Raw genomic sequence first — 21,373 nt, 5'->3', positions numbered from 1 at the left:
GAAAGGATGACATCATGACTCTCATAGACGAGATCGCTGAATTAAAAGAAAAAGAACAGGCAGTGATTTTAGCGCACAACTATGAACCGGGGCCCGTGCAAGACCTCGCCGACTTTGTCGGAGACTCCTTGGCTTTGGCCAGGTGGGCCGCAACAACTCCTGCTCGAATACTGGTGATGGCTGGCGTGTACTTTATGGCGGAAACCGCTTCCATTTTGTGCCCAGACAAAACGGTCCTCATTCCGGACCCGGAAGCCGGCTGTTCACTCGCTGATACCATCACCCCAGAGGAGTTGATGACGTGGAAGGCCAATCCTTTACGGCTCATTGAACAACCTCATCAGGCTGGGAGAACTAATCCCGCCTTCAAATTTATCGATGGTTGCCCCCACATTACGGCAGCATTCACAGGCCCATGGAGGACATCGCCGGGCGTATGGCACGAATCCATGGCACCAGACCCTTTTGCAGCGCATTAATGCCGGCGGTAGCGGCCTTGGTCAGCTGCCCACGCCTCCACCACGCGGCGAACCATACAAAGGAGACCAATTTAGCGGTCAGCACCCACGAGACCCACTGATCAACATGGCCTGAGGCCGGTATTGTGGTCCTTTCGAGATATCGTTCCACGACGTCCTTCACTGTACCTTCATCAGGAAATCCTCCACAAAGGACTGCCAAATCATACGCTGGATGGCTCCACGATGCTTCGGCCCAATCAAACAACACCAGTTGCCCGGTAACCCGCTTCCCCCAATTTGTCGGATTAGGGTCTCCAGAAATAAGGACCGGCTTACCGGTTAATGGAGGCCATGGCATATGGAGAAAATCGACCAATGCAGCGGCATCATCGCCCTCCCAGAGGGACACCGCATCGTCAACGTCTTGGGGCGTCCATGCCACCAAACGTGTAGGTAAAGTCCCCAACATATCAGGCGACTCTTGGCCTAGCGAGTGCAACCGAGCCAAATATTCAATTTGGTTGGATAGCCATGGAATATAAGGAGGCCCGATTATGGTCGGAATTACTTCCATTAGCACCCAAGGCTTTCCCTCCACATCACCTTGGGCATAGACATCCGGAATCCCTAGCCCTTTTCCTCTAACGATCGGCGCGCAGTTCTTATAAAAAACGGCTTCCGGTGCATTGGTGTACTTTAACACCACCTCACCCTGCGGTCCCTGAAACTTCAGAATGCCGGGACCTCCGACGCCCATCATCGGCACCTTCGTCACCGGGCTCCCCGTGATCGCAACAACGTGTGCGCGCACACTTTCATCTAAGTGTAGTACATCCATTTTGAGCCCCACCACTTTTTTCGTCATCCATGGGACCAGCAAGCACATTGGAAGTTACCAGCTTGCTAAGTCCGTTACTAACTATGTCAACGACCGCTAATGAGCTCAGATATTTACATGTGTTAGACTTCAATTTTATAAATTGGACAGGGGCATCCTTTGTTTTATCTATGTTAGCCTCGTTACGTCTTTCAATGGGATCAATCGGTGTTTTCGTCAAGAGTTCTGTCAGACAACAATCTTCCTCACCTTAATAATACACCAGATCTGAAAGATTTCCCTGCTAAAAACCTTCATCATCATATAGTTAATCCTATGTCGGGAAAAAGTTACGGTCCAATGGCCGCCTTCATTTGCCATACTAATGAGCCCAACTGCGTGAGCGTGGAGAAATTGAACTATGCTTCGGTTTCGTACAATATTGCCCTGTTCATCAATAGACAAGCATTCATAGACTGGAGCGGTTTGATTTGTGGAAAAGAAAAAAACGCAATTTCTAAAAGAAATCGCGCTCAAAAGTTTGGTGCGCCCGAAGGGACTTGAACCCCTGCTTCAGGCTTCGGAGGCCTGCGTGATATCCGCTTCACTACGGGCGCAACAGCTTTATTATGATAACACTTTCATGAGGTGCTCGCAAGGACAAATTACGCTTCTCGGTCCGCACCCTAAAACGCAAGCAGGTCATAATTCCCCTAAGGCGGTGGACACGAGTTTGTCCCTGCGTTGCACAAATCATAGCGCTTCATTTAAGGTGATACTAGTGTCAACCGCAGAGTTAGGTAAGCGAGTGAGGATATCGATAGATTTTAACATTCAAGGAGGCTTGTTATGACTGATGTGATTATAACCTATCAGCAGACATTGGAAGATGTGCTCATCTTTCTGTTTTTTGGCATTGGCGCTAAAGTCATTATGCTCTTTGTATTCCAATCCAAAAAACCTGTAGTCCCGGTTGGACGCACACGCCTATGGTATGGTCTTGGCCTTTTTTGGTTTTTGAGTGCGATACTGCAAATATGGCCCACGATGGCTATTGCGTCATTACAAGCCTTAAAACCCCACCCGCTATTATGGAACCTCGCGTCGTATTGGGCACGCCATACCGTGGCAAATACCATCTGGAGCATCATCATTCAGTTGATTTTGGGCATCCTTCTACTAACGGAACGTGAAAACCTCACCGGACGCATTGCCTTAGGAGTTTCCGCGATCTGGTCCTTGTTTCTGTGGTCTGCCGGAGAAAGCTGGGGCGGATTAACACATCGTTCTGCGTCGTTAGTACTAGGCAGCCCTGGGGCAGGAATTCTTGCCTTCATTGCGTCTGCAGCGCTTCTCATGCCCGTGTCGTCTTGGAGTAACCATCAAGTACCGCGTATCTTGTCAAGAGGGCTTATCGGCATATGGAGCATAGGCACAATTTGGCAAGTCATCCACTTTGACGCCTATAATGCCTGGTCTCCTATCTGGATCCCCTATATCGACAAAGCGCAACCGACCGTGACTCTATTAATGAGACACAGTGCGCAACTCATTATTCACAGTCAACCCTTGCTCTTCAACGTCATACTGTCTGCCCTGATGGCGTTTGCTGTGATATTGATGCTTCGTCAACGATATGACGGCTTATTTTGGGGCATCATATCTCTTGACCTCTTGTTATTCTGGTGGATAGGTCAAGGCTTTGGCTTGCGTCCAGCCTATGGCGCTAATCTCAACGCAGCCCCTTTGTTATTTCTCCTCATCTGGTCCATCGCCAGCACAGCGGCTAAGACTCATCCCGAACAATATGTGGTGGAACAACCGGCGGCCTCAGCCTAGAGGCCATTACAGCTTTCCCGTCATCAACAAAAATCCTAAAATCACAAAAGCCGCTCCTGCCCCGAGATGAATGTATTGCGTCGGAATTAATTTCGTAATGGCTTCGCCAAAAATTACTCCTAATAGGGCGCTGACTGACAAAGCCAGCGCCGCCCCAATAAAGACAGACAAAGCGGAATCGGACTGTGCCGACAACGTCATCACACTCAGTTGGGTCTTGTCACCTAATTCGGCAAAAAATATCAAGCCAAAAGTCGAGAATAATACTTTCCAGTCCACCGGGACCCCTCCCTTAATGCTTGTGCTTTGTCCTCGGCTGATTCTATGATGCTCATCCCCAATTCATGTAGCGCATTCACGAAATAATCTCGGGTATTGCCACCGCGTTTCTATCAGAATATCAGCCACGTGTTTTCATAGATTTCTGCAACAGCCCCCATAAAGCCATGCAGACCGTAAATAAAAAGGCAAGGCCCGCAAATACCCACCGCGGCTGTCTGATGAATGCCTCAGCCAAAAAAGGCGATAACACCGCTACTCCACCCGCTGTAATCATGCCAATCCATCCTTGCACGTCGACCCGCACGGCATCTGGCAACCACGTCATCCATACACTGGTATGGCTGCTCGCAAATTGCGATTGTCCGGCCATCACAAGGCCCCATGCGAGAAGAACCCAAGAAATTTGTCCCTGGGGTCCTAACGTAAGTCCGGTATAACCCAAAGCAAGAAAGACAAGGCCCAGACCCATAAGCTGGGTGGGCGTCCATGTCGGCATCATCCGTCGAACCACGGCTAATATCAGGACCCCACCCACCGCGCCGATGGGTAGCAAACTCAAATCTGCGGCCACCAAGTGTAATCCTTTAGGCGACACAAACGACAACGGTACAAAGGCCGCCACCATTAACAGTGGCACCATAACGAGGATCCGCAATACGGCAAGATAAAACCCTGGGCCCTGAAGCCCTTGACGCACATGAGATAGCCTGACTGACCAAGACACATGCAGGCGTTGCTGCATAGAAACCTTACCCGCCGTCGATTCGCGCAATGCTAAGGCTCTGATCGTCCATGCCATAGCGACACTCGGCCAAAAGATTGCCAGTAGGGTATGCCCTGAAGCGACCACGCCCTCTTTCATGACAAATCCTCGAATGAGAGGAAGAATCAACCCACCGGTGATTGTCAGAACTTGCAGTAGAAGAAAATAGCGGGGCAAACGATGCACCTGCTCGTCTTCGCTAAACAAGCTATTCCATGCGGGCCCAACGTACCCTGACCCTTGATTGAGCACAAGCCCCAATGCCAACACCCAAGGGGAATGTGACAGTGTCCAAATTCCTAAAACGACAATCCACCCTGCGAAATCCCCGGACATAATGGTCATCTTCCGTCCGACATGCCGCGTCAACGTACCAGATAAGCCCAGTCCCAAAAGTTGGACGAAAGCTCCTACCCCAATCGTCCATCCTAAATTTTTTGCAGACAGACCTTGGTCCAGCAAAAATAAAGACAGGTATGATCCCATCCATGCAGCAGTCACCGACCAAGGAAACTCGGTGAGAAGAAAAACTTGCGCATTGCTCCACGTTCTCAACAACATTACAGCCGTCCCATTTCAGCAACATGAGTGTCATGGGCACTATAGCATGGATGACCGGCGATTATTCCCTCCCCGCCGACTTTTCCTGCAATTTTTTGAACGGCTTGGCATGCTTAAGCCAAAAATTCCAGTATGATAGACAGCAAAGACAAGGCGTTCGTGAAAGGAGCCTGTGCGTTTTGAAAACCCAACCCTATGGTTCTTGGTCATCGCCGATCTCAACGGCCATGTTAACAAAAGACACCATTCATCTTGACCAATTAACTCATACCCCCTCCGCTATCTACTGGGTGGAATCGCGTCCATCTGATCAAGGCCGTAATGTGATTGTCGGTCGTCGCGACGATGGGACGATTGAAGATAGGACACCAGCTCCCTTCAACGCGCGCACACGCGCACACGAATATGGCGGCCGCTGTTACACCGTTCATGAAGACACCATTTTTTTCACCAACTTTTCCGATCAGCGAATATACCGATTAAATCCAGGCCAAGCCCCTATTCCCATTACCGCAGAAGGCGCTATGCGATATGCCGACCTTGTCTTTGATGCCTTACACAACCGGTTGTTGTGTATACGCGAGGATCATCGTCAATCCGATATCCAAGCCGAAACGTCCATCGTCAGTGTCGACCCCAATGGGGATCTCTACGGCACTGTCTTAGTACACGGCAACGACTTTTACGCCGATCCACGAATCAGCCCTGACGGCGCGACATTAGCATGGGTGACATGGAACCATCCGCAAATGCCGTGGGATGGCACTCAATTGTGGACCGCGACGATCAACGCCCAGGGTCATCTTCAAAATCCTCGGCAAATCACGGGATCATCTTCAGAGTCCGTTATGCAACCCGTATGGTCACCCGATGGTCACCTCACGTGGATCTCTGACCGCGAGGGCTTTTGGAATCTTTACCGGTGGGAAAATGAGCGAATACGCGCAATCTATCCCATGGCTGCGGAATTTGCTCGTCCCGCATGGGTATTTGGATTGGCGAACTATGTGTACAAAAATGCCGACACGATTGTCGCGACCTATTTTCATCATGGTACGTGGCATATCGGACTCCTCAACATCCCTGCGCAACACCTTGATGAAATCGTAACGCCCTACACATTTTTCACCCATCCGGTTTTGGACCACGACTCGATTTTTGTTATCGCCGGATCTTGGACACAACCCGAAGCTCTTGTCGAACTGCCTCTCACGCGCGGTGTTCCAACCCTCATCAAATCGTCGCAAATGCTCCCTATAGACTCGCAAGATATCAGCGTGCCGCAACTACTAGAGTTCCCAACCGAGCAAGGCCAAAGCAGCTATATGACCTTTTATCCCCCCACCAATCACAATGTCATAGCTCCCGAAGGCGAACGCCCTCCGCTCATTGTGATAAGCCATGGAGGGCCAACCAGTGCGAGCAACCCGCTTTTTCAAATCGGCATTCAATATTGGACGACGCGCGGATTTGCTGTTGCGGATGTTAACTATGGTGGCAGTACCGGTTACGGACGGGCTTACCGTGAGCGCCTTATGGGCCAGTGGGGGATTGTCGACGTCGACGACTGCACCAATGCGGCAATATTTCTCGCCCAGCACGGACTCGTTGACCCTAACCGGATGGTTATCCGGGGCGGCAGCGCAGGCGGATTTACCACTTTGGCCTGTCTTACGTTCAAAAAAGTTTTTAAAGCAGGCGCCAGTTACTATGGTGTTAGCGATATCGGAGCTCTGGCCCGCGAAACCCATAAGTTTGAGTCGCGGTATATGGACAATTTGGTAGGGCCTTGGCCGGAAGCCAAATCAGTCTATATAGAGCGCTCGCCGCTCTATCACGCAGAGAACATCACGGCCCCCATTATCTTTTTTCAAGGACTAGACGACAAAATCGTACCACCCAACCAAGCCGAAATGATGGTCAACAAGATGAAAAGCAACCATATTCCCGTCGCCTATCTTGCTTTTGCCGGCGAAGGGCATGGCTTCAGACAGGCCGAAAATATACAACGAGCGACCGAAGCAGAATTATATTTTTATAGCCGCATTCTCGGATTTGACCTTCCCACGCCTGTAGAACCCGTCGAGATTATCTCCTGAAATAGTCTCTCGAAAGGATGGTTGTCATGAGTGATATGATTCATCGCCAAACGCTGTATGATTTGCTTCACCGATCGGCAGCACGATTTCCCCAAAAAACCGCTATCATTTACCAAAACACACGACAATCCTACATGGAATGGGAACATGACGTCTTACGCATGGCCCAGCGCCTATCGGATCACGGATTGTGTCTACATGACCATGTAGCCGTATACGCCAGAAACTCTCACGACTACGCCACTCTCATCTTCGCGGCCGCCCGCCTAGGCATTGTGCTGGTCCCGATCAACTTTATGCTATCGGCGGAAGAAACTGCCTATATTATGGAACATGCGGGCGTGAAGGCCATTGTCACGACTCCCGAATTTCTCGAAACAGTACAAGCAGCCCGCTCAGTTTTGGCTGATTCGCCTTTAGCAGCTCTGCTCATCGACACGGCGACTATTCTTGGCGATTTGCCGACGCTCCATCCGGGGCCGTCCGACCCGATGATTAGCGATGACACCGACTATCCAGACTCCCACGACCTCGCTCAAATTCTTTATACATCCGGAACCGAATCGCGCCCCAAAGGCGTCATGCTCACGCACGACAATCTTATAAGCGAGTACGTCAGCGTCATCGTCGATGGAGGATTTTCCCCGCAGGACATCGTACTGCATGCCCTCCCCTTCTATCACAGCGCTCAGCAACACGTCTTTCTCGGCCCCTATGTATACCTTGGAGCCACCCACGTCATTTTATCCGTTCCCAAGGCGGAGACCATTTTACCTCTCATCGAAGCGGAAGGCGTCACGGAATTTTTTGCTCCACCCACGGTGTGGATTAGTCTTTTGCGATCAGACCTGTTTGATAAAACTAATCTCTCCACATTGACCAAAGGCCATTATGGCGCCGCGATTATGCCCCGAGAAGTGTTGGTAGAGCTGCAAACTCGTCTCCCAAATACCCGCTTTTGGAATTTTTACGGACAAACCGAAGTGGCCCCGTTAGCTACGGTGCTAGGTCCCGACGAACAGCTGTCGAAGCTCGGATCGTGCGGTAAAGCAGGACTCAACGTCGAAACGATACTCCTCAACGATGTCAACGAGCCCGTGGCCCCTGGTCAAATCGGCGAAATTTGCCACCGCACGCCCCATGCTATGCAAGGTTATTACCGCAACCCCGAACAAACCGCGGCCGCTTTTGCAGGCGGATGGTTCCACAGCGGTGATTTGGGTGTCATGGATGAGGATGGATATCTTACGGTGGTCGATCGCAAGAAAGATATGATTAAAACCGGAGGAGAAAATGTCGCAAGTCGCGAAGTGGAAGAAGTTCTTTACCGTGCGCCAGACATCGCCGAAGTGGCTGTATTTGGTGTGCCCGACCCGTATTGGGTGGAAAAAGTCGTAGCGGTCATCGTGCCCAAAGCGGGAACCACTCCGAACCCAGACGACTGGCTGAAGTTGTGCCGGCAGCATTTAGCGCCCTATAAAATCCCCAAGGAATTCCAAATCCGTCAGGACTTACCCAAAAATCCTAGCGGAAAGATCCTAAAGCGTGACCTTCGCCAATCGTGGACATCGACCGTATCCTAGGGCTCTAGGACAAAAAAAGGGACGCTTCTCCCAAGCCTCCCTTTTTTCATGGCCATAGCCGAGTAACCGTTACTCCAAGTTCACGCATTGACCATAGAATGCCGCAATTTGAATATGGTCTCCATCCTGTAGCGGATGATGGCTCCGCCGGGTACTAGGAATGATTTCTCCAAACCACAATACCACGACCATATCCCCGGATAGGGCTAATTCCGCGAGCAATTGGTCTAGGGTCCTGACACGGGTTTGAAACTCCTTGCCATTCAGAATGAGTGTCACTGGAGACCCTGCTCTGCCGCGGATTTTGGCTCTAAGCCCATACGGGGCCCAAAGGCCTGCGCCATAACCAAGGCTTGATGGACGCGGTCGGGCATGCCCACGCCGCCCTCAAACGCACCCAACAGAAATAACTGAGGCCATGCCTGGAGGTATTGGTGCAGCTGTTGCATTCGGTCTAAATGCCCCACTATGTATTGGGGCATCCCTTTAGGAATTCGAAACACCCGCTGGTACTCCGCTGCATGGGAGATTCCCATCGTCTTTTTGATCTCGTCATAGTATAAATTGAGAAGCTCATCATCACTTAAGGTCAAAATATTTTCTGTGGCACGGCCATAGAAGGCCCGGAGAACAAAGAGCGGATCGACATGAGGATATCGCCATTTCGAGGACACCCACGTGACGGCAGTCATCCGTAACCCCGTTTGATGCGGAACTAAGAACCCCGTCTTATCGGTTTTCATTGGCACATCTTCGGAATGATATGCGGCCCCAATCACTGCTAAATCAGCGTAAGGAATGCTTTGCAAAATATTTGTCGCCGCGTCAGGCAAAAACGGCAGCGCACGGGCACTAACAAACGCAGGGGTTGTCATAATCACGGCATCATACCGTTTAGCCCCCTGCATCCCATACACGGTAAATCCTCCGCCTGCAATGGGTTCCACTTTCTCCACGCCATTGTTCAATAAAAGATGCGAATGCTTTAGGTGCTGAGCAATTGCCTCGGGAATTTGTTGCAAGCCTTGATCCGTGGTCAGAAAAACACTGTGATAGCGTTTTAGATAAGGACTAGGTGGCGCCGGTTTTCGGCGTTTAGATCCTACATAAACAGACCGCGCTTGCTGCTCAGCCTCTAGTAAATGCGGAAATGTCGCCTTAAGACTCATTTGGTCAATATCTCCCGCAAAGATGCCGGAAAGCATTGGCGCGGCCAAACGGTCGACAATCTGATTGCCAAAGCGCCGGCGTAAAAAGTGTCCTAAAGATTGATCGTCCGTGGTGCCGCGAGGCAGCACAAAATCCTTCGCCAGCGCGACTTTTCCGGTAAGAGACAGCAACGGACTGGCTAATACCGGTTTAGCCTTCGTGGGTACGCCGGTTTGAATTCCCTCCGGGATCGGCATGAAACGATGGTTCCAGTAGATATATGCCCCCCGCACCTGCGAATTCGTCCCAATCAGACGATTTCCGAGACCCAAGGCCTCGCATAGAGCCACCAAATCAGGTTTCGTTGCGAGAAATGAATCGGGTCCACCTTCAATGACAAGATTTCTTGACGTATCTGTCCGAATCCATCCCCCGACATGCGGTTGGGGATCATACAGGTCGATCTCAAGTCCATCATAGCTCTGTTCTAGATAATAGGCCGCAGCCAATCCCGTCAATCCTGCCCCTACCACTGCTACCTGCGTCATCTTGGTCACTCCATTTGTTCAGCATGTTTACACACGACAGACGCCAACATTTGCAAGAAGGCTGGATCATCGTTGAAGGACGCCGTGCGCTCAATATGCATGCCTAATCCCTTCGCATGTTGCTGAGCCTGAATATCCAAATCGTATAGCACTTCCAAATGGTCGGCGACAAATCCCACCGGAGCCACCAGCACATGGTTATATCCCTCGGTATGCAAAGAAGAAAGCGTCTCCAAAATATCTGGCCCCATCCACGGTTCGCGCGTGCGGCCAGCACTTTGCCATGAATATATATAGCGTGAAATGCCTGCTTGCTCGGCCACAAGCTCGCCGGTCTGCCGCAATTGGGCCGGATAGGGATCCCCCTGCGCTAAGATGCGTTGGGGCAAACTATGCGCGCTGAACACCACAACCAAGTCCTCGCGCTCTTCAGGCGAAAACAGCGCCATCGACTCCCGAAGACGTTGCGCTAACAAGCGAATCAGCCCCGGGTCCATATGCCATGACCTAATGCCAAAAAACTTCGGTGAAGGATTGTACGATTGCAACGCTTGGGTAATCTCTTGGAAGTAATCCCCAACACTCATTGAGGAATAATGGGGCGCCAACACTAAACCCACAAACCGCTTCAGGTTGGCCTCATGGATGGCTGCAACGCCGTCGGCAATAAAGGGTGGCGAGTGCTTCATACCTAAGAACACCTGAAATTGTCCAGGGCATGCGCCATCGAGCGCAGCCTGCAATCCGGCTACTTGCCGTTTGGTAATCAGTGTCAGTGGCGATTGCCCACCAATCGCGTCGTAACGGAGGGTCAAATCTCGCAACTGTTCATCCGAAGGCGGAAGCCCATGCCGAATATGCGTATAGTAGCGCAATAAGTCATCCCGACTTTGCGCAGCCCCATAGGACATCAAGAGAACGCCCGTCACAATGATGCCCCCTTTGCGCGGTCCGCAACCTCTTGAGAGGCTGGGGTGCCCGGAAATTGGTGAACCCACTCGACCAGCCGTTTTAAGTTGTCAGGATGAGCCTCTGGCGGCACGCCGTGCCCCAAATTAAAGATAAAGGCAGGATCCCCTAGCATGTCCTGAAGAATCGCCGTGCTATGTTCTTTAACAATGTCCCACTCGCAGACTAATGTCATCGGATCTAAATTGCCCTGCAGCGTCACCTCTGACCCTACGGTCGAGCGTGCCTGCCTTATAGGCGTTCGCCAATCAACGCCTAAAACCGTTGGGCCGGTTTCTTTCATTGCATGCAGAAGCGAAGCCGTTCCCGTCCCAAAATAAATCGTGGGTACTTGCAGCGCATTCAACTTGGCAAAGACTGCACGCATTGACGGCATAACATACTTCCGGTAATCGTCAACCGGCAACGCTCCTATCCAACTATCAAACACCTGCACGGCCTGCGCTCCATGCCGCACCTGAGCCGATAAATGGCGCACAGTAGCGTCCGCTAACACATCCATAAGCTGGCGCCAAACCTCGGGTTGCTCCCACATCAAGCGCTTGGTATGCAGGTAATTCTTCGACGGACCTCCTTCAATGAGATAGCTTGCCAAAGTAAAAGGAGCACCCGCAAATCCTATGAGGGGAATCGTACCAAGCCGATCACAGATCTTTTCAATTGCTTCAAACACCTCGGGCAAATCGTCTTCAGGTTCAAGCACACGGAGCTGTTTGAGATCGCGGCCAGTACGCACCGGATGCGCAATGACCGGACCAAAGTGTTCTCGAATTTCAAAATCGACACCCATCGGCCCCAACGGAATCATAATATCGGAAAAAAGAATCGCTGCATCGACCCCAAGTTCTTCCACAGGTCGGCAGCTGACTTCAGTACAAATATCGGGGTTATGCGCCATTTCGAGAAACGAATATTGTTGACGTAATTTCCGGTAACCGTCTTGATACCGGCCTGCTTGCCGCATAAACCAAACCGGCACCTTATCATGAGGCCGTCCCCAACACGCCTCAATAAAGCGGCTAGTGCTTATCACGACTCGGTCCCTCCTCGCATGATCGCCCCATTATAGCATAAAACCCGCGCACACCCAGCTTCTCTGAGCTGGCGCACGCGGGTTCCTTACGCCCTTTTAATATTCTGCGACCACTTTGCCGGCATCTACATCGTACTCATCATCATCCTCAACCTCTTGTGAAACCTCGCCATGAACGGCGATATCGCCCGAATGCAGTTCCTTCTCCGTTGCTCGCAGCGGCACCACGAGCCCTATAAGCTTCAAAATCACCCATGTCATCACCGCATCGTAAGCAACAATCACAAGCAATGCCTCGATTTGCACCACAACCTGATGGAAGTTCCCATATACCCAACCGGTTACAGAGGATCCTTGCCCAAGTTTCGTACTAAGGTATTCGAACATATGCGGGTCTGCAAAGACCCCAGTCAATACCCCTCCTAATGCCCCGGCAACGGCATGGGTGTGGAATACCCCCAACGTGTCATCCACCTTCTGGAAGAGTTTCGTCCGACCCAGTTTATTCATGCTAATCCACGGCACAACACCTGCTGCGACACCAATCGCCAACGCTCCATAGCCATTGACGTACCCAGCGGCAGGCGTAATGGCCACAAGCCCGCACACCATTCCGTTGATGGCCCCAACCAGCGACGGTTTGCCCGAAGCCCACATATCCATAATCGTCCACGATATCAACGCCAATGCCGTTGCTAAGTTGGTGTTCAAAACAGCCGCCGCCGCATCGGCATTGGCAAAGTATGGGTCACCGCCATTAAAGCCATTCCACCCTAGCCATAAAATGCCTGCACCCGCTAAGGCAATCAATAAGTTATTCGGACTGAAATTTTTACGGTCTTTGACCATACGCGGTCCAACAACAGCCGCTGCCACAAACCCGGAGATTCCTGCTGCCACGTGAATCACATAGCCTCCACTGTAGTCCACCGCGCCTAATTGAGAGAGCCAGCCGCCTCCCCACAGCATAAAGGCGTTCACACTATAGACCAACGTTGACCACACTGGGACAAATAACATCCACGCTTTGAAATTCATCCGTCCTAAAACGCCACCGGCTAATATGCCAGGAGTAATTGCGGCAAATACAAACTGGAAATAGACCAGCGTAGATTGCGGAAACCGGAAAGACGGCATCGCCCCATTGACGAGCGGAATCGAAGCTTGCCCCTGTTGATAGAGACTATTTAACACCGGATGCGGCACCCCAACGATAGCCCCTAAGATACCCGGTCCAAGTTTCATGGGATCCCCAAAGCCCATGCTGTATCCAAAGAGGACCCATGTAATCAATACCACCGAAAATGCATAGAGCACCATAAAAGCCGAATTGATGGCCCATTTCTTTTTAACAATTCCCCCATATAAAATAGCGAGACCGGGAACACTTTGAAGGCCCACAAACGTCGCGGCCGTTAATTGCCACGAATTGTCACCGGTATTCAAGTAACTTGGGCTAGGAATATACATCGGCTGACTCCTTTCCTTATCGGCGGCAGATGGCAAAACCATATTTGCAAGATTATGCGTATCTACGCATTTATATTTAGTAACGATTTAAGGTAATGTTACATAAACTCTCGGCGCAAATCAAGATACCTGACAAGAAAATCAAAAATATTTCTCTTGGTGCGTAATATATGGCGTTATACTCTCACATGCAACGCATTTCACCGATGGAAGCTGCAAATTATTTAACAAAGACCCGGGGCTAAATGGGCATTGGCCGCCCTACCTTGATTAGAAGGAACGCGCAGTCCTCTTTATAACGAGACAGCACGGGGCCATTTGGAGGCCGCGTGCTGTCGAAGCACCCTAATACAATGTTCTAGCTTTTTGTGGGTTATGGTTAACCTTGTGTCAAAAACCTTACAAATATCATATCGCTTTGATAGACTACGGCACCGGAGTCCCAGTCCCACTCTAAAAATACCTTTTAATCGCTATTCGTGATGATGTCTTCGACTTTGGCATTCAAGACGCGAATCAAATCCGTGCCGCGCAAGAAAATTTGCAGTCCCCGTTGACCTGCACTGATACTGATCACATCTTCTCGATTGAGCCTACGGTCCACATAACAAAGATAGGACTTTTTCATGCCTAAAGGGCTCACCCCTCCGCGCACATACCCCGTCAGAGCTGGCAATTCTTTTACGGGAACCATTTCCACGCGCTTATTATGCGATACCATTGCCAGGCGTTTTAAGTCGATGTGCGTCGCCCCTGGGATTATAGCCACTAAAATCCCCGTACGGTCTCCTCGCAAGACCAACGTCTTAAAAATCTTATCCGGTTCAATTTGTACTTTTTTCGCTACGGACAGTGCGTCTAAAGCATCCTCGGACCATGCATAGGCATGCAGTTCATAAGCAATACCGTAGGTATCTAAAATCCTACACGCCATGGTTTTCTTAGCCATGAGATCCTCCCCGTTATGGTCCCAACGAATCTCCCGACTGCTAATATCCCCTTAACTCAGCAAAACGGCCGGATCCAGCCGAACGCGATCGAGTAATGCACCTAAACGGTCTCCGTCCCATAATTCGATGGTTCCCGTCCCCAGCGGCAATACGATATCCTCACCAAAGCGCCCGACCGTCACCAAAATCGCGTGGGACATATTATGCTCGCGCTGACGCTGGATAACGTGGTCGATGACCGGCTGATGGATGACAATGTTGTGGACTTCTAGCCCCACCAGTATGGGTGGGCGCATGGGAGCACGCAATATCAGCCCGCTCTCATCTAACGGGTCAACCTGATAACCAAAATGTTCAAAGAGTTTGTGAATCACACGCGCAAACTGGAGGGCCGTCATATCTTCACAATCGGCTACTGTCACGTAACGTCCGAACGTCGCACGAGTTGTTTGGCCATACAGAACTTCTGCTTCAGCATTCTTAATCAGCAAATCGAGATAAGCCCGGTCCACTTGACCCACGTGAAAGTCCTGTTGAAGCCAAAGACAGACGGCTTCAAATTGATTGGCGGTTAACGGTGCATTTTGTTGTTTCATTAGGCGCTGCACGGCAGGCAGAACTCGCGGCCAATACTGTTCGAGGAGTTTGCGCCGTACTTTTACCATCTCATCGTGATACGCCATGCCGATCACCCTCCATTTAGTCTAGGGCTTTAGATGTTGGCCAGCAAGCGGGTTCCCCCCCAAACAAATAAGGAGTGCGAACAGGACACCAAGGCCGCATTCGCACTCCTTACTGGGCGCTTAGTGGGCGCCTAAAGTCCGCGTTTAAGTCGCCAAATAAGGCTGGGCTTGGGAACGGGGGCAGTCAATGATACCGGAATAGTCCAATGCTGGCGCCCATCGTTAACGTCTAGAACGCCATCTGGTCCACCGGACCAATGCAAAGATTCATGCACAGCAAGACCCGGCCACACCACAGCACTCAATGATTTATCCGCCACCAAGGATACCGAATGGCCCCATGGAACGTCCACCTGTGCCACCGTTTCCCCTTTGTGCACGATAGAGTCAACCCGCAACTGGGCAGCAATTTGATTAATCAAACTTTCCCCATCGTCTAAAGACCTTTGCAATTGGGGAATGGATTGGGTTCCTTGTTGTCCAAGCACTGCACCATAAATGGTGACAGGCTGGCCATCCACCGTACGCGGCGCGGAAAACACAAAACATCCGCCGGCGTATAGCGTTGAACCGGTTTTCACCCCTGTAATCCCATCATGCCCGACTAGGTAATTGTAGTTCTCAATGGGCTGATTTCCGCCCGGCCACGAAATTTGAGGCATCGCGACAATTTCACGAAAAACTGGAATGGTCATCGCTTGTTCAGCAAAGAGTGTTTCATCCTTGGGGGTGCTCACATTGCCCGGATTCAGCCCACTGGGTCCGACAAAGTGCGTATGAGTCATCCCCATAGCCTGCGCCTCTTGATTCATTTCGCGCGTGAAGGCCGGTGTCGATCCTGCAACCCAACGAGCGACAATGTGGGCAATATTATTCCCCGAAGCCACTAGTAGACCCTCGAGCAGTTTACGTTCAGAAATTTTCTCGCCTAACGTAACCATTGCCACAGACTGTTGCGTCTTAATGTCTTGTTGATATTCTTGAACATCTTTGGCTGTAATGGTCACTGAAGGTCCCGAACTATATACGCTCAGTGGATATTTTTTTAACAACAAGTAGGCCGTCATCATCTTTGTAACACTCCCGATGGGAATCGCCTGATCCGGTCCGGCTTGACCGACCTTTCCAACCGGGCTGACCGCAAGATAAGATTCAGCGCCACTTGGCCATGCCATGTGTAAAGACGACGCCATGGTGGGCGGTTCGATGACTGTGCGAACACGAGCGGCTCCCACGGGACGCACCATTTGGACCCCAAACGCTACCACCACCAAGGCCCCTATTCCAGCAAGATATCCCCATCGCGCCACACTCCAAGCCCCTTTCAAAAAAGATCTCGGTATAAAACCCATAGAAAAAACGCCCAGAACATCTCTTGGGTTACGACCTATTACGTCATCAATCAGAAATCCTAGCGACCTTAGCCTTTTTTCGACAAAAGAATGCTTAAAAACCCACCTAAATCCGCTGTTCTCTCATTTAAAACTTTACGATAGCCATGACAATTTTAATAGGGGGCAAGCTCTAGCAATATCTGGCGCTAAAGCCATGCCCCCTTAAGGACGTGGTATATGTCGTCCTACTTTATCGTAAATAAGACACTCGTTGTTCGATTCCGTTCCACAAGACATCGGTTGTCATCGGCGGTGTTGACGCCACGACTCTCCCGCCAGCGATTACCCACCTTGGACGAGGCAACAGGCGAATCGCATCCGTTGAGGTGGGGACATCAAAAATCACTAAATCCGCCTTTTTACCCTCAGCCACACCATAATCCTCAAGTCCCATAACCCGAGCTCCTGCATATGTAATGCTGTTGAAACATTGCTTAAGCTCTTCGGTACCCGTCAGTTGCCCCACATGCGCAAGCATGGATGCGACAAATAGCTGACTGCCGGTGCCAAGCGGATACCAGGGATCCATAATCGAATCGTGGCCCGCGGCGACAGGCACCCCAGCCGCCATCAATTCCTTTACGCGTGTCATTCCACGGCGTTTCGGGTAGGTATCAAATCGTCCTTGCAGGACCACGTTATCGAGCGGATTCGCGACAATAGCCATTCCAGACCGGGCAAGAATACGAATTAATTTAAACGCATAGGCGTCGTTATATGAACCCATCGCCGTGGTGTGGCTGGCCGTAACGCGCTGTCCCCATCCCCGCTCGTAGGCGAGCTTGGCCATCGTTTCGACAAAACGCGATTGATCGTCGTCGGTCTCATCACAATGAATATCAATGGGCTTATCATATTTTTCCGCAAGTTTAAATGCATACTCAACATCCCGAATGCCATCCTCCCTTGTCCATTCGTAGTGCGGAATTCCCCCTACGACATCAGCCCCTAACCGCATTGCTTCGTCCATCAACTCCGGCCCGTCGGGAAAACAAAAAATGCCATCTTGCGGGAAAGCGACCAACTGCAGGGTCACGACGTCGCGGACCCGTTCCCGAACGGTTATTAACGCCTTTAACGCCGTTAAATTCGGATCGCAAATATCTACATGCGACCGAATTTTTAATACGCCCTGCCCCATATGCCACCGAATCGCCTCTTCCGCTCGGGTAATAACGTCCTCTTCGGTTAAGTAAGGTTTGCGCTGACTCCAGCGCTCAATGCCTTCAATAAGAGTCCCACTGTAATTAGGTGCGGGAAAGCCCTCGGTCAGCAAATGTCTCCAACATCTCACTACACTTCCCCTTCTCCCCACACGCTGGCAGCAGCTTCCGCTAGCGCAACGCCGCGGTATTTGTCGGCGCGTATGTTTACCGTACAACCCGGAGATACCCTAAGCAGCATTGCGTGGCAGTTTCACACGACTGTATCAGCGCTGGCTACCTTGAACCACATCGCCAACCCCAATGAAATTCGTGTTGGACAAGTATTGACCATTGGGTACGGTGGTGCTGACCGCGGAACCGCAGTATCAAGCGCAGCCTTGCCGTTCACAGACGCACGGTCAACATATACCGTTCAACCGGGAAATACGCTTGGCGGAATTGCTTTTCAATTTCACGTTACCGTATCACAACTGATGTCTTGGAACAATTTATCCAATCCCAATTTCATCAGTGTCGGTCAAGTGTTGACCATCGCAGGTCCTGCCGCGCAAGCCCCATCAACACCGGCTCCAGCGCCTTCCGCCTCCGGAAATCGTAGCGAATACGTGGTACAAGCGGGAAACACTTTGGCCGGAATTGCGCAGCAATTCGGACTTTCTTGGGAGACTCTTGCATCGTACAATCATCTTAGTAACCCCAATGTATTAAACGTAGGACAAGTCCTCGCGATTCCTTCTGGCGCACAGGCTTCTACGAGCGCTGCTGTTCAATTGCCTGCCCAAAATGCTTCCATTAGTTTTGGACAAGCCATTGTGCAAACGGCCGAACGGTACTTGGGCGTGCCTTACGTCTGGGGAGGCACTTCTCCGGCTACTGGCTTTGACTGCTCTGGTTTGGTGCAATATGTGTTCCAACAAAACGGAATTCCCATGCCCCGCACCAGTTGGGCCCAGTACGACTATGTTACTAAGATACCAGAGTCGCAATTACAACCCGGGGACCTTGTATTCTTCAGCACTGACGGCCCGGGTGCTTCCCACGTCGGTATATATATTGGTTCGGATCCATCTCTTGGATATTCCCAAGCTTTTATTGAAGCGCCAGCTCCCGGTCAGACCGTCATGGTTTCCAACCTTGATGCGCCTTTTTATGTCGACCATTATTACGGGGCAGGTTTTGTTAATCAATAAATGGGCCCTTACTAAGAAAAGAAGAGGAGAAGCGATATGCTGCTTCTCCTCTTCTTTTCTTACGCATGTCTTGGACTTTGGTCTCTTGACACAAGGGGTATGGAACCTTCGGCGTCTCTAATCCATCACGCCAATCGCCCCATCAAGCACTTTCACAACGCGGTCATAATGTCCCGGGTGAAACTGGTCTTGAGGAGGCAATTCCTCCGGCTGCACCCATTGGACGTCAGCAATCTCTTCTGGTTGTGGCAAGAGTTCACCGCTTACATAGTGCCCGCGAATGACAATATGGTATAAATGATGTGACGTCTCTCGGCGATCCATCCAGTTATCGAACACCCCTACAACGTAATCGGCCTGCATCACGATACCTGTTTCTTCGACAACCTCACGGATAACCGCCTCACTCGGCGTTTCACCGATTTCTACCGCGCCGCCAGGTAGTGCCCATTGATGAGAGTCGCGACGACGAATCAATAACAGTTCCCGTTGCTTAAAGACGGCCCCATCCACCCCCACTTTAGGAGTGACAGGCGTAATCGTACTTAAAGGAGGTGCATCCTTAGAAATTCCGCCCAAAATCCTTGCCAACTCTTGGATACGCGCATAACGATGCTGATCGTAGGTGTTATTCGCATAATGCTGGCCATCAATCGCTAAGCCTTCGAGAATATGAGCAATACGCGCAGGAGTCAATGGCTGTTCCGGGGATTTCACGCGTCCGCCCTCCTTTGGCTTTTGAAGCGATATCGAATTAGGCTCGTGTCGCTGCCGACATCTTGAACGTTTCAAAGACCTTTTGCAGCGTTCGCAGACTGAGTACCGTTGCCCCAGAGCATCCACACCCAAATCGACTGGTGGTTCAGCCAAGGTCAGTCCCACCGCCCCCAATGCGTCAACGGTAATGACGGCAGCGCCCGCAGCGTTGGTAATGACCACAACCCTATTACCGTCTGGTAATGGCATCGTACCAAGCAAGGCCGCGATATCAAATAATTCTTGCAAAGTGTCAGCCCGAATAATGCCGCTCTGCTGAAATAAGGCCTGCACGGCCACCTCATTATCCACAGGCTGCAATCCCGACTCAGTGGGGACACTGTTATGGACGGTGCGCGCACTCTTTACCGCAAGGATCGGCTTACGCTGCGTCAATCGCCTAGCAATACGGGAAAACTTCCTCGGGTTGCCAAATGATTCCAAATACAACAAAATCATGGCTGTCGCCGGATCATCTTCCCAGTATTGCAGCAAATCATTGGAGGACACATCAGCCTTATTGCCAGTGCTTGCAAAACTCGAAACACCCACACCCATGCGCGCCGCATAGTCTAAGATGGCAATGCCTAACGCGCCCGATTGACTAGCAATGGCCACTGACCCTGCCGGCGGCAGAGCTGGTGCAAAACTCGCATTCAACGGATGCTCTGGGTGCGCATTGAGCAGGCCCAATGAATTAGGGCCCACCAAACGAATGCCATGGCGTCTCAGATCAGCGGTAATATCCTGTTCTAAGGCCGCGCCATTTGCATCCAGGTCGGAAAATCCTGCAGAAGTGATCAACACGGCTTTAACCCCTGCTATAATGCAATCCTGAACCACACTCTGGACTTGGTCACGCGCGACCACAATGACCACAAGGTCAACAGCGTCGGGCACAGCTTGCACTGAAGGATATGCGCGAACCCCCAACACGGCTTTAGCACTTGAGTTAACCGGATATACGACCCCATTATAGGAGCCTTCAAGCACGTGACGCAGCAATAAGTGGCCCAAGCGGTGAGAATCCCGAGATGCTCCCACGATGGCGACTACCGCTGGCTCAAAAAAGGGCCGCAAGGAAGCAGCCGTCGCCAACTTTTCCCGCGTTTCTTGCAATGCCCGAGTGCGTTCTGTCTGCTGTAAAGGCAAGACGAGATGAATAACACCGGACTCATGTTGCTCATGAATTTCGTACCCACTATCTTGGAATACACGTAACATGCGGCGGTTATCGCTTAAAACATAGGCCTCAAACTGTTTGAGACCCCGGCGCCATGCGATTTGCGCAAGATGTTCCAGCAGCAGTGTTCCCAGGCCTCTGCCTTGCACGCGGTCATCCACAAAAAATGCCACTTCGGCGCTAGCCCCATCCGTCATAATGTAGTGGCCAATCCCTAAGATTTGATCCTGACTCACGCAAATGAGAGACTTTCCTTGGCCGTCAATCCGGATCATTTGGTCAATATCCCGATCCGAAACCTCTTTAACCATATGGAAGAACCGAAAATACAAATCATCCGCAGAAGCATGGCGAAATAGCTCATGAAGCATTCTCCGATCCTCTGGTGTATCCCTTGCTTCCCGCAGTTCAGCTACCCGTCCATCTCGGAGAATAATTCTAGCCAAGCCTTCCATCCCCTTTGTCTTGCCCGCTTGC

18 protein-coding genes and 1 tRNA gene are annotated in these 21,373 nt (G+C 51.1%); 5 read left to right on the top strand and 14 right to left on the bottom strand.

Going from position 1 to position 21,373, the window contains the following annotated elements; all coding sequences use genetic code 11:
• Nucleotides 1-14 precede the first annotated feature (14 nt).
• Nucleotides 15-479, top strand: a complete 465-nt coding sequence (locus tag ORD20_RS12755) for a quinolinate synthase NadA (RefSeq protein ID WP_430626245.1) — start codon at nucleotides 15-17, stop codon at nucleotides 477-479.
• Here the strand turns inward: ORD20_RS12755 and ORD20_RS12750 are convergent.
• Together ORD20_RS12750 and ORD20_RS12745 are read right to left on the bottom strand one after the other, a co-directional pair.
• A complete protein-coding gene (locus tag ORD20_RS12750; protein ID WP_103375108.1) occupies nucleotides 406-1,347 on the bottom strand; it encodes an aminoglycoside phosphotransferase family protein in 942 nt (313 codons plus the stop codon). The genes ORD20_RS12755 and ORD20_RS12750 overlap by 74 nt on opposite strands.
• Nucleotides 1,348-1,820: 473 nt before the next feature.
• Nucleotides 1,821-1,895 (bottom strand) — tRNA-Arg (locus ORD20_RS12745).
• 232 nt (nucleotides 1,896-2,127) lie between these two features.
• Here ORD20_RS12745 and ORD20_RS12740 point away from each other — a divergent pair.
• Complete coding sequence (locus ORD20_RS12740) at nucleotides 2,128-3,117, top strand: hypothetical protein (protein ID WP_103375107.1); 990 nt, start codon at nucleotides 2,128-2,130, stop codon at nucleotides 3,115-3,117.
• A 6-nt stretch (nucleotides 3,118-3,123) separates the two neighbouring features.
• On the opposite strand, the gene ORD20_RS12735 is transcribed toward ORD20_RS12740, so the two are convergent.
• Both ORD20_RS12735 and ORD20_RS12730 read right to left on the bottom strand, forming a co-directional pair.
• On the bottom strand, nucleotides 3,124-3,396 hold the full coding sequence (locus tag ORD20_RS12735) for a TMEM165/GDT1 family protein (protein ID WP_103375106.1): 273 nt from the start codon (nucleotides 3,394-3,396) through the stop codon (nucleotides 3,124-3,126).
• Between the two features lie 121 nt (nucleotides 3,397-3,517).
• Nucleotides 3,518-4,723, bottom strand: a complete 1,206-nt coding sequence (locus tag ORD20_RS12730; protein WP_103375105.1) for a hypothetical protein — start codon at nucleotides 4,721-4,723, stop codon at nucleotides 3,518-3,520.
• Between the two features lie 179 nt (nucleotides 4,724-4,902).
• On the opposite strand from ORD20_RS12730, the gene ORD20_RS12725 reads away from it, so the two are divergent.
• Nucleotides 4,903-6,822: a S9 family peptidase gene (locus tag ORD20_RS12725; RefSeq protein ID WP_242968405.1), complete on the top strand. Its 1,920-nt coding sequence runs from the start codon at nucleotides 4,903-4,905 to the stop codon at nucleotides 6,820-6,822.
• Nucleotides 6,823-6,848: 26 nt separating this feature from the next.
• A complete protein-coding gene (locus ORD20_RS12720; RefSeq protein ID WP_103375104.1) occupies nucleotides 6,849-8,405 on the top strand; it encodes a fatty acyl-CoA synthetase in 1,557 nt (518 codons plus the stop codon).
• Between the two features lie 69 nt (nucleotides 8,406-8,474).
• Here the strand turns inward: ORD20_RS12720 and thiS are convergent, their stop codons facing one another.
• From thiS to ORD20_RS12675, 9 genes are all read right to left on the bottom strand, one after another.
• Complete coding sequence (thiS, locus tag ORD20_RS12715; RefSeq protein WP_103375103.1) at nucleotides 8,475-8,684, bottom strand: sulfur carrier protein ThiS; 210 nt, start codon at nucleotides 8,682-8,684, stop codon at nucleotides 8,475-8,477.
• Nucleotides 8,681-10,102 carry a protoporphyrinogen oxidase gene (gene hemG, locus ORD20_RS12710; protein WP_103375102.1) on the bottom strand — a complete coding sequence of 474 codons (1,422 nt, stop codon included), beginning with the start codon at nucleotides 10,100-10,102 and terminating at the stop codon, nucleotides 8,681-8,683. Before hemG ends, thiS begins: the two co-directional genes overlap by 4 nt.
• A gap of 5 nt (nucleotides 10,103-10,107) precedes the next feature.
• Complete coding sequence (gene hemH / locus ORD20_RS12705; RefSeq protein WP_242968401.1) at nucleotides 10,108-11,031, bottom strand: ferrochelatase; 924 nt, start codon at nucleotides 11,029-11,031, stop codon at nucleotides 10,108-10,110.
• Nucleotides 11,028-12,104 carry a uroporphyrinogen decarboxylase gene (hemE, locus tag ORD20_RS12700; RefSeq protein ID WP_103375101.1) on the bottom strand — a complete coding sequence of 359 codons (1,077 nt, stop codon included), beginning with the start codon at nucleotides 12,102-12,104 and terminating at the stop codon, nucleotides 11,028-11,030. The genes hemH and hemE overlap by 4 nt, the downstream gene beginning before the upstream one ends.
• Nucleotides 12,105-12,200: 96 nt before the next feature.
• The gene (locus tag ORD20_RS12695; RefSeq protein WP_103375100.1) at nucleotides 12,201-13,574 is read right to left on the bottom strand and encodes an ammonium transporter; all 1,374 of its coding nucleotides are present in this window, start codon (nucleotides 13,572-13,574) and stop codon (nucleotides 12,201-12,203) included.
• Between the two features lie 466 nt (nucleotides 13,575-14,040).
• Nucleotides 14,041-14,523 carry a Cys-tRNA(Pro) deacylase gene (gene ybaK, locus ORD20_RS12690; protein ID WP_103375099.1) on the bottom strand — a complete coding sequence of 161 codons (483 nt, stop codon included), beginning with the start codon at nucleotides 14,521-14,523 and terminating at the stop codon, nucleotides 14,041-14,043.
• A gap of 51 nt (nucleotides 14,524-14,574) precedes the next feature.
• Entirely contained in the window at nucleotides 14,575-15,207 is a 633-nt protein-coding gene (locus tag ORD20_RS12685; RefSeq protein ID WP_103375098.1) for a restriction endonuclease, read from the bottom strand.
• A 131-nt stretch (nucleotides 15,208-15,338) separates the two neighbouring features.
• Nucleotides 15,339-16,517: a D-alanyl-D-alanine carboxypeptidase family protein gene (locus ORD20_RS12680; protein WP_158246223.1), complete on the bottom strand. Its 1,179-nt coding sequence runs from the start codon at nucleotides 16,515-16,517 to the stop codon at nucleotides 15,339-15,341.
• Nucleotides 16,518-16,791: 274 nt separating this feature from the next.
• Nucleotides 16,792-17,895, bottom strand: coding sequence for an amidohydrolase family protein (locus ORD20_RS12675; RefSeq protein ID WP_430626244.1), 1,104 nt, complete (start codon nucleotides 17,893-17,895; stop codon nucleotides 16,792-16,794).
• Here ORD20_RS12675 and ORD20_RS12670 point away from each other — a divergent pair.
• Entirely contained in the window at nucleotides 17,878-18,957 is a 1,080-nt protein-coding gene (locus tag ORD20_RS12670) for a LysM peptidoglycan-binding domain-containing protein (RefSeq protein WP_430626243.1), read from the top strand. The genes ORD20_RS12675 and ORD20_RS12670 overlap by 18 nt on opposite strands.
• Nucleotides 18,958-19,074: 117 nt before the next feature.
• Here ORD20_RS12670 and ORD20_RS12665 read toward each other — a convergent pair whose 3' ends face one another.
• Nucleotides 19,075-21,342, bottom strand: coding sequence for a GNAT family N-acetyltransferase (locus tag ORD20_RS12665; protein ID WP_430626242.1), 2,268 nt, complete (start codon nucleotides 21,340-21,342; stop codon nucleotides 19,075-19,077).
• Nucleotides 21,343-21,373: the final 31 nt, after the last annotated feature.

It is taken from the genome of Sulfobacillus thermotolerans, assembly GCF_039623705.1.
GTDB classification, from domain to species: domain Bacteria; phylum Bacillota; class Sulfobacillia; order Sulfobacillales; family Sulfobacillaceae; genus Sulfobacillus; species Sulfobacillus thermotolerans.
The sequence above is the reverse complement of the archived record's forward strand: the minus strand, read 5'-3'. Positions and strand labels throughout refer to the sequence as shown.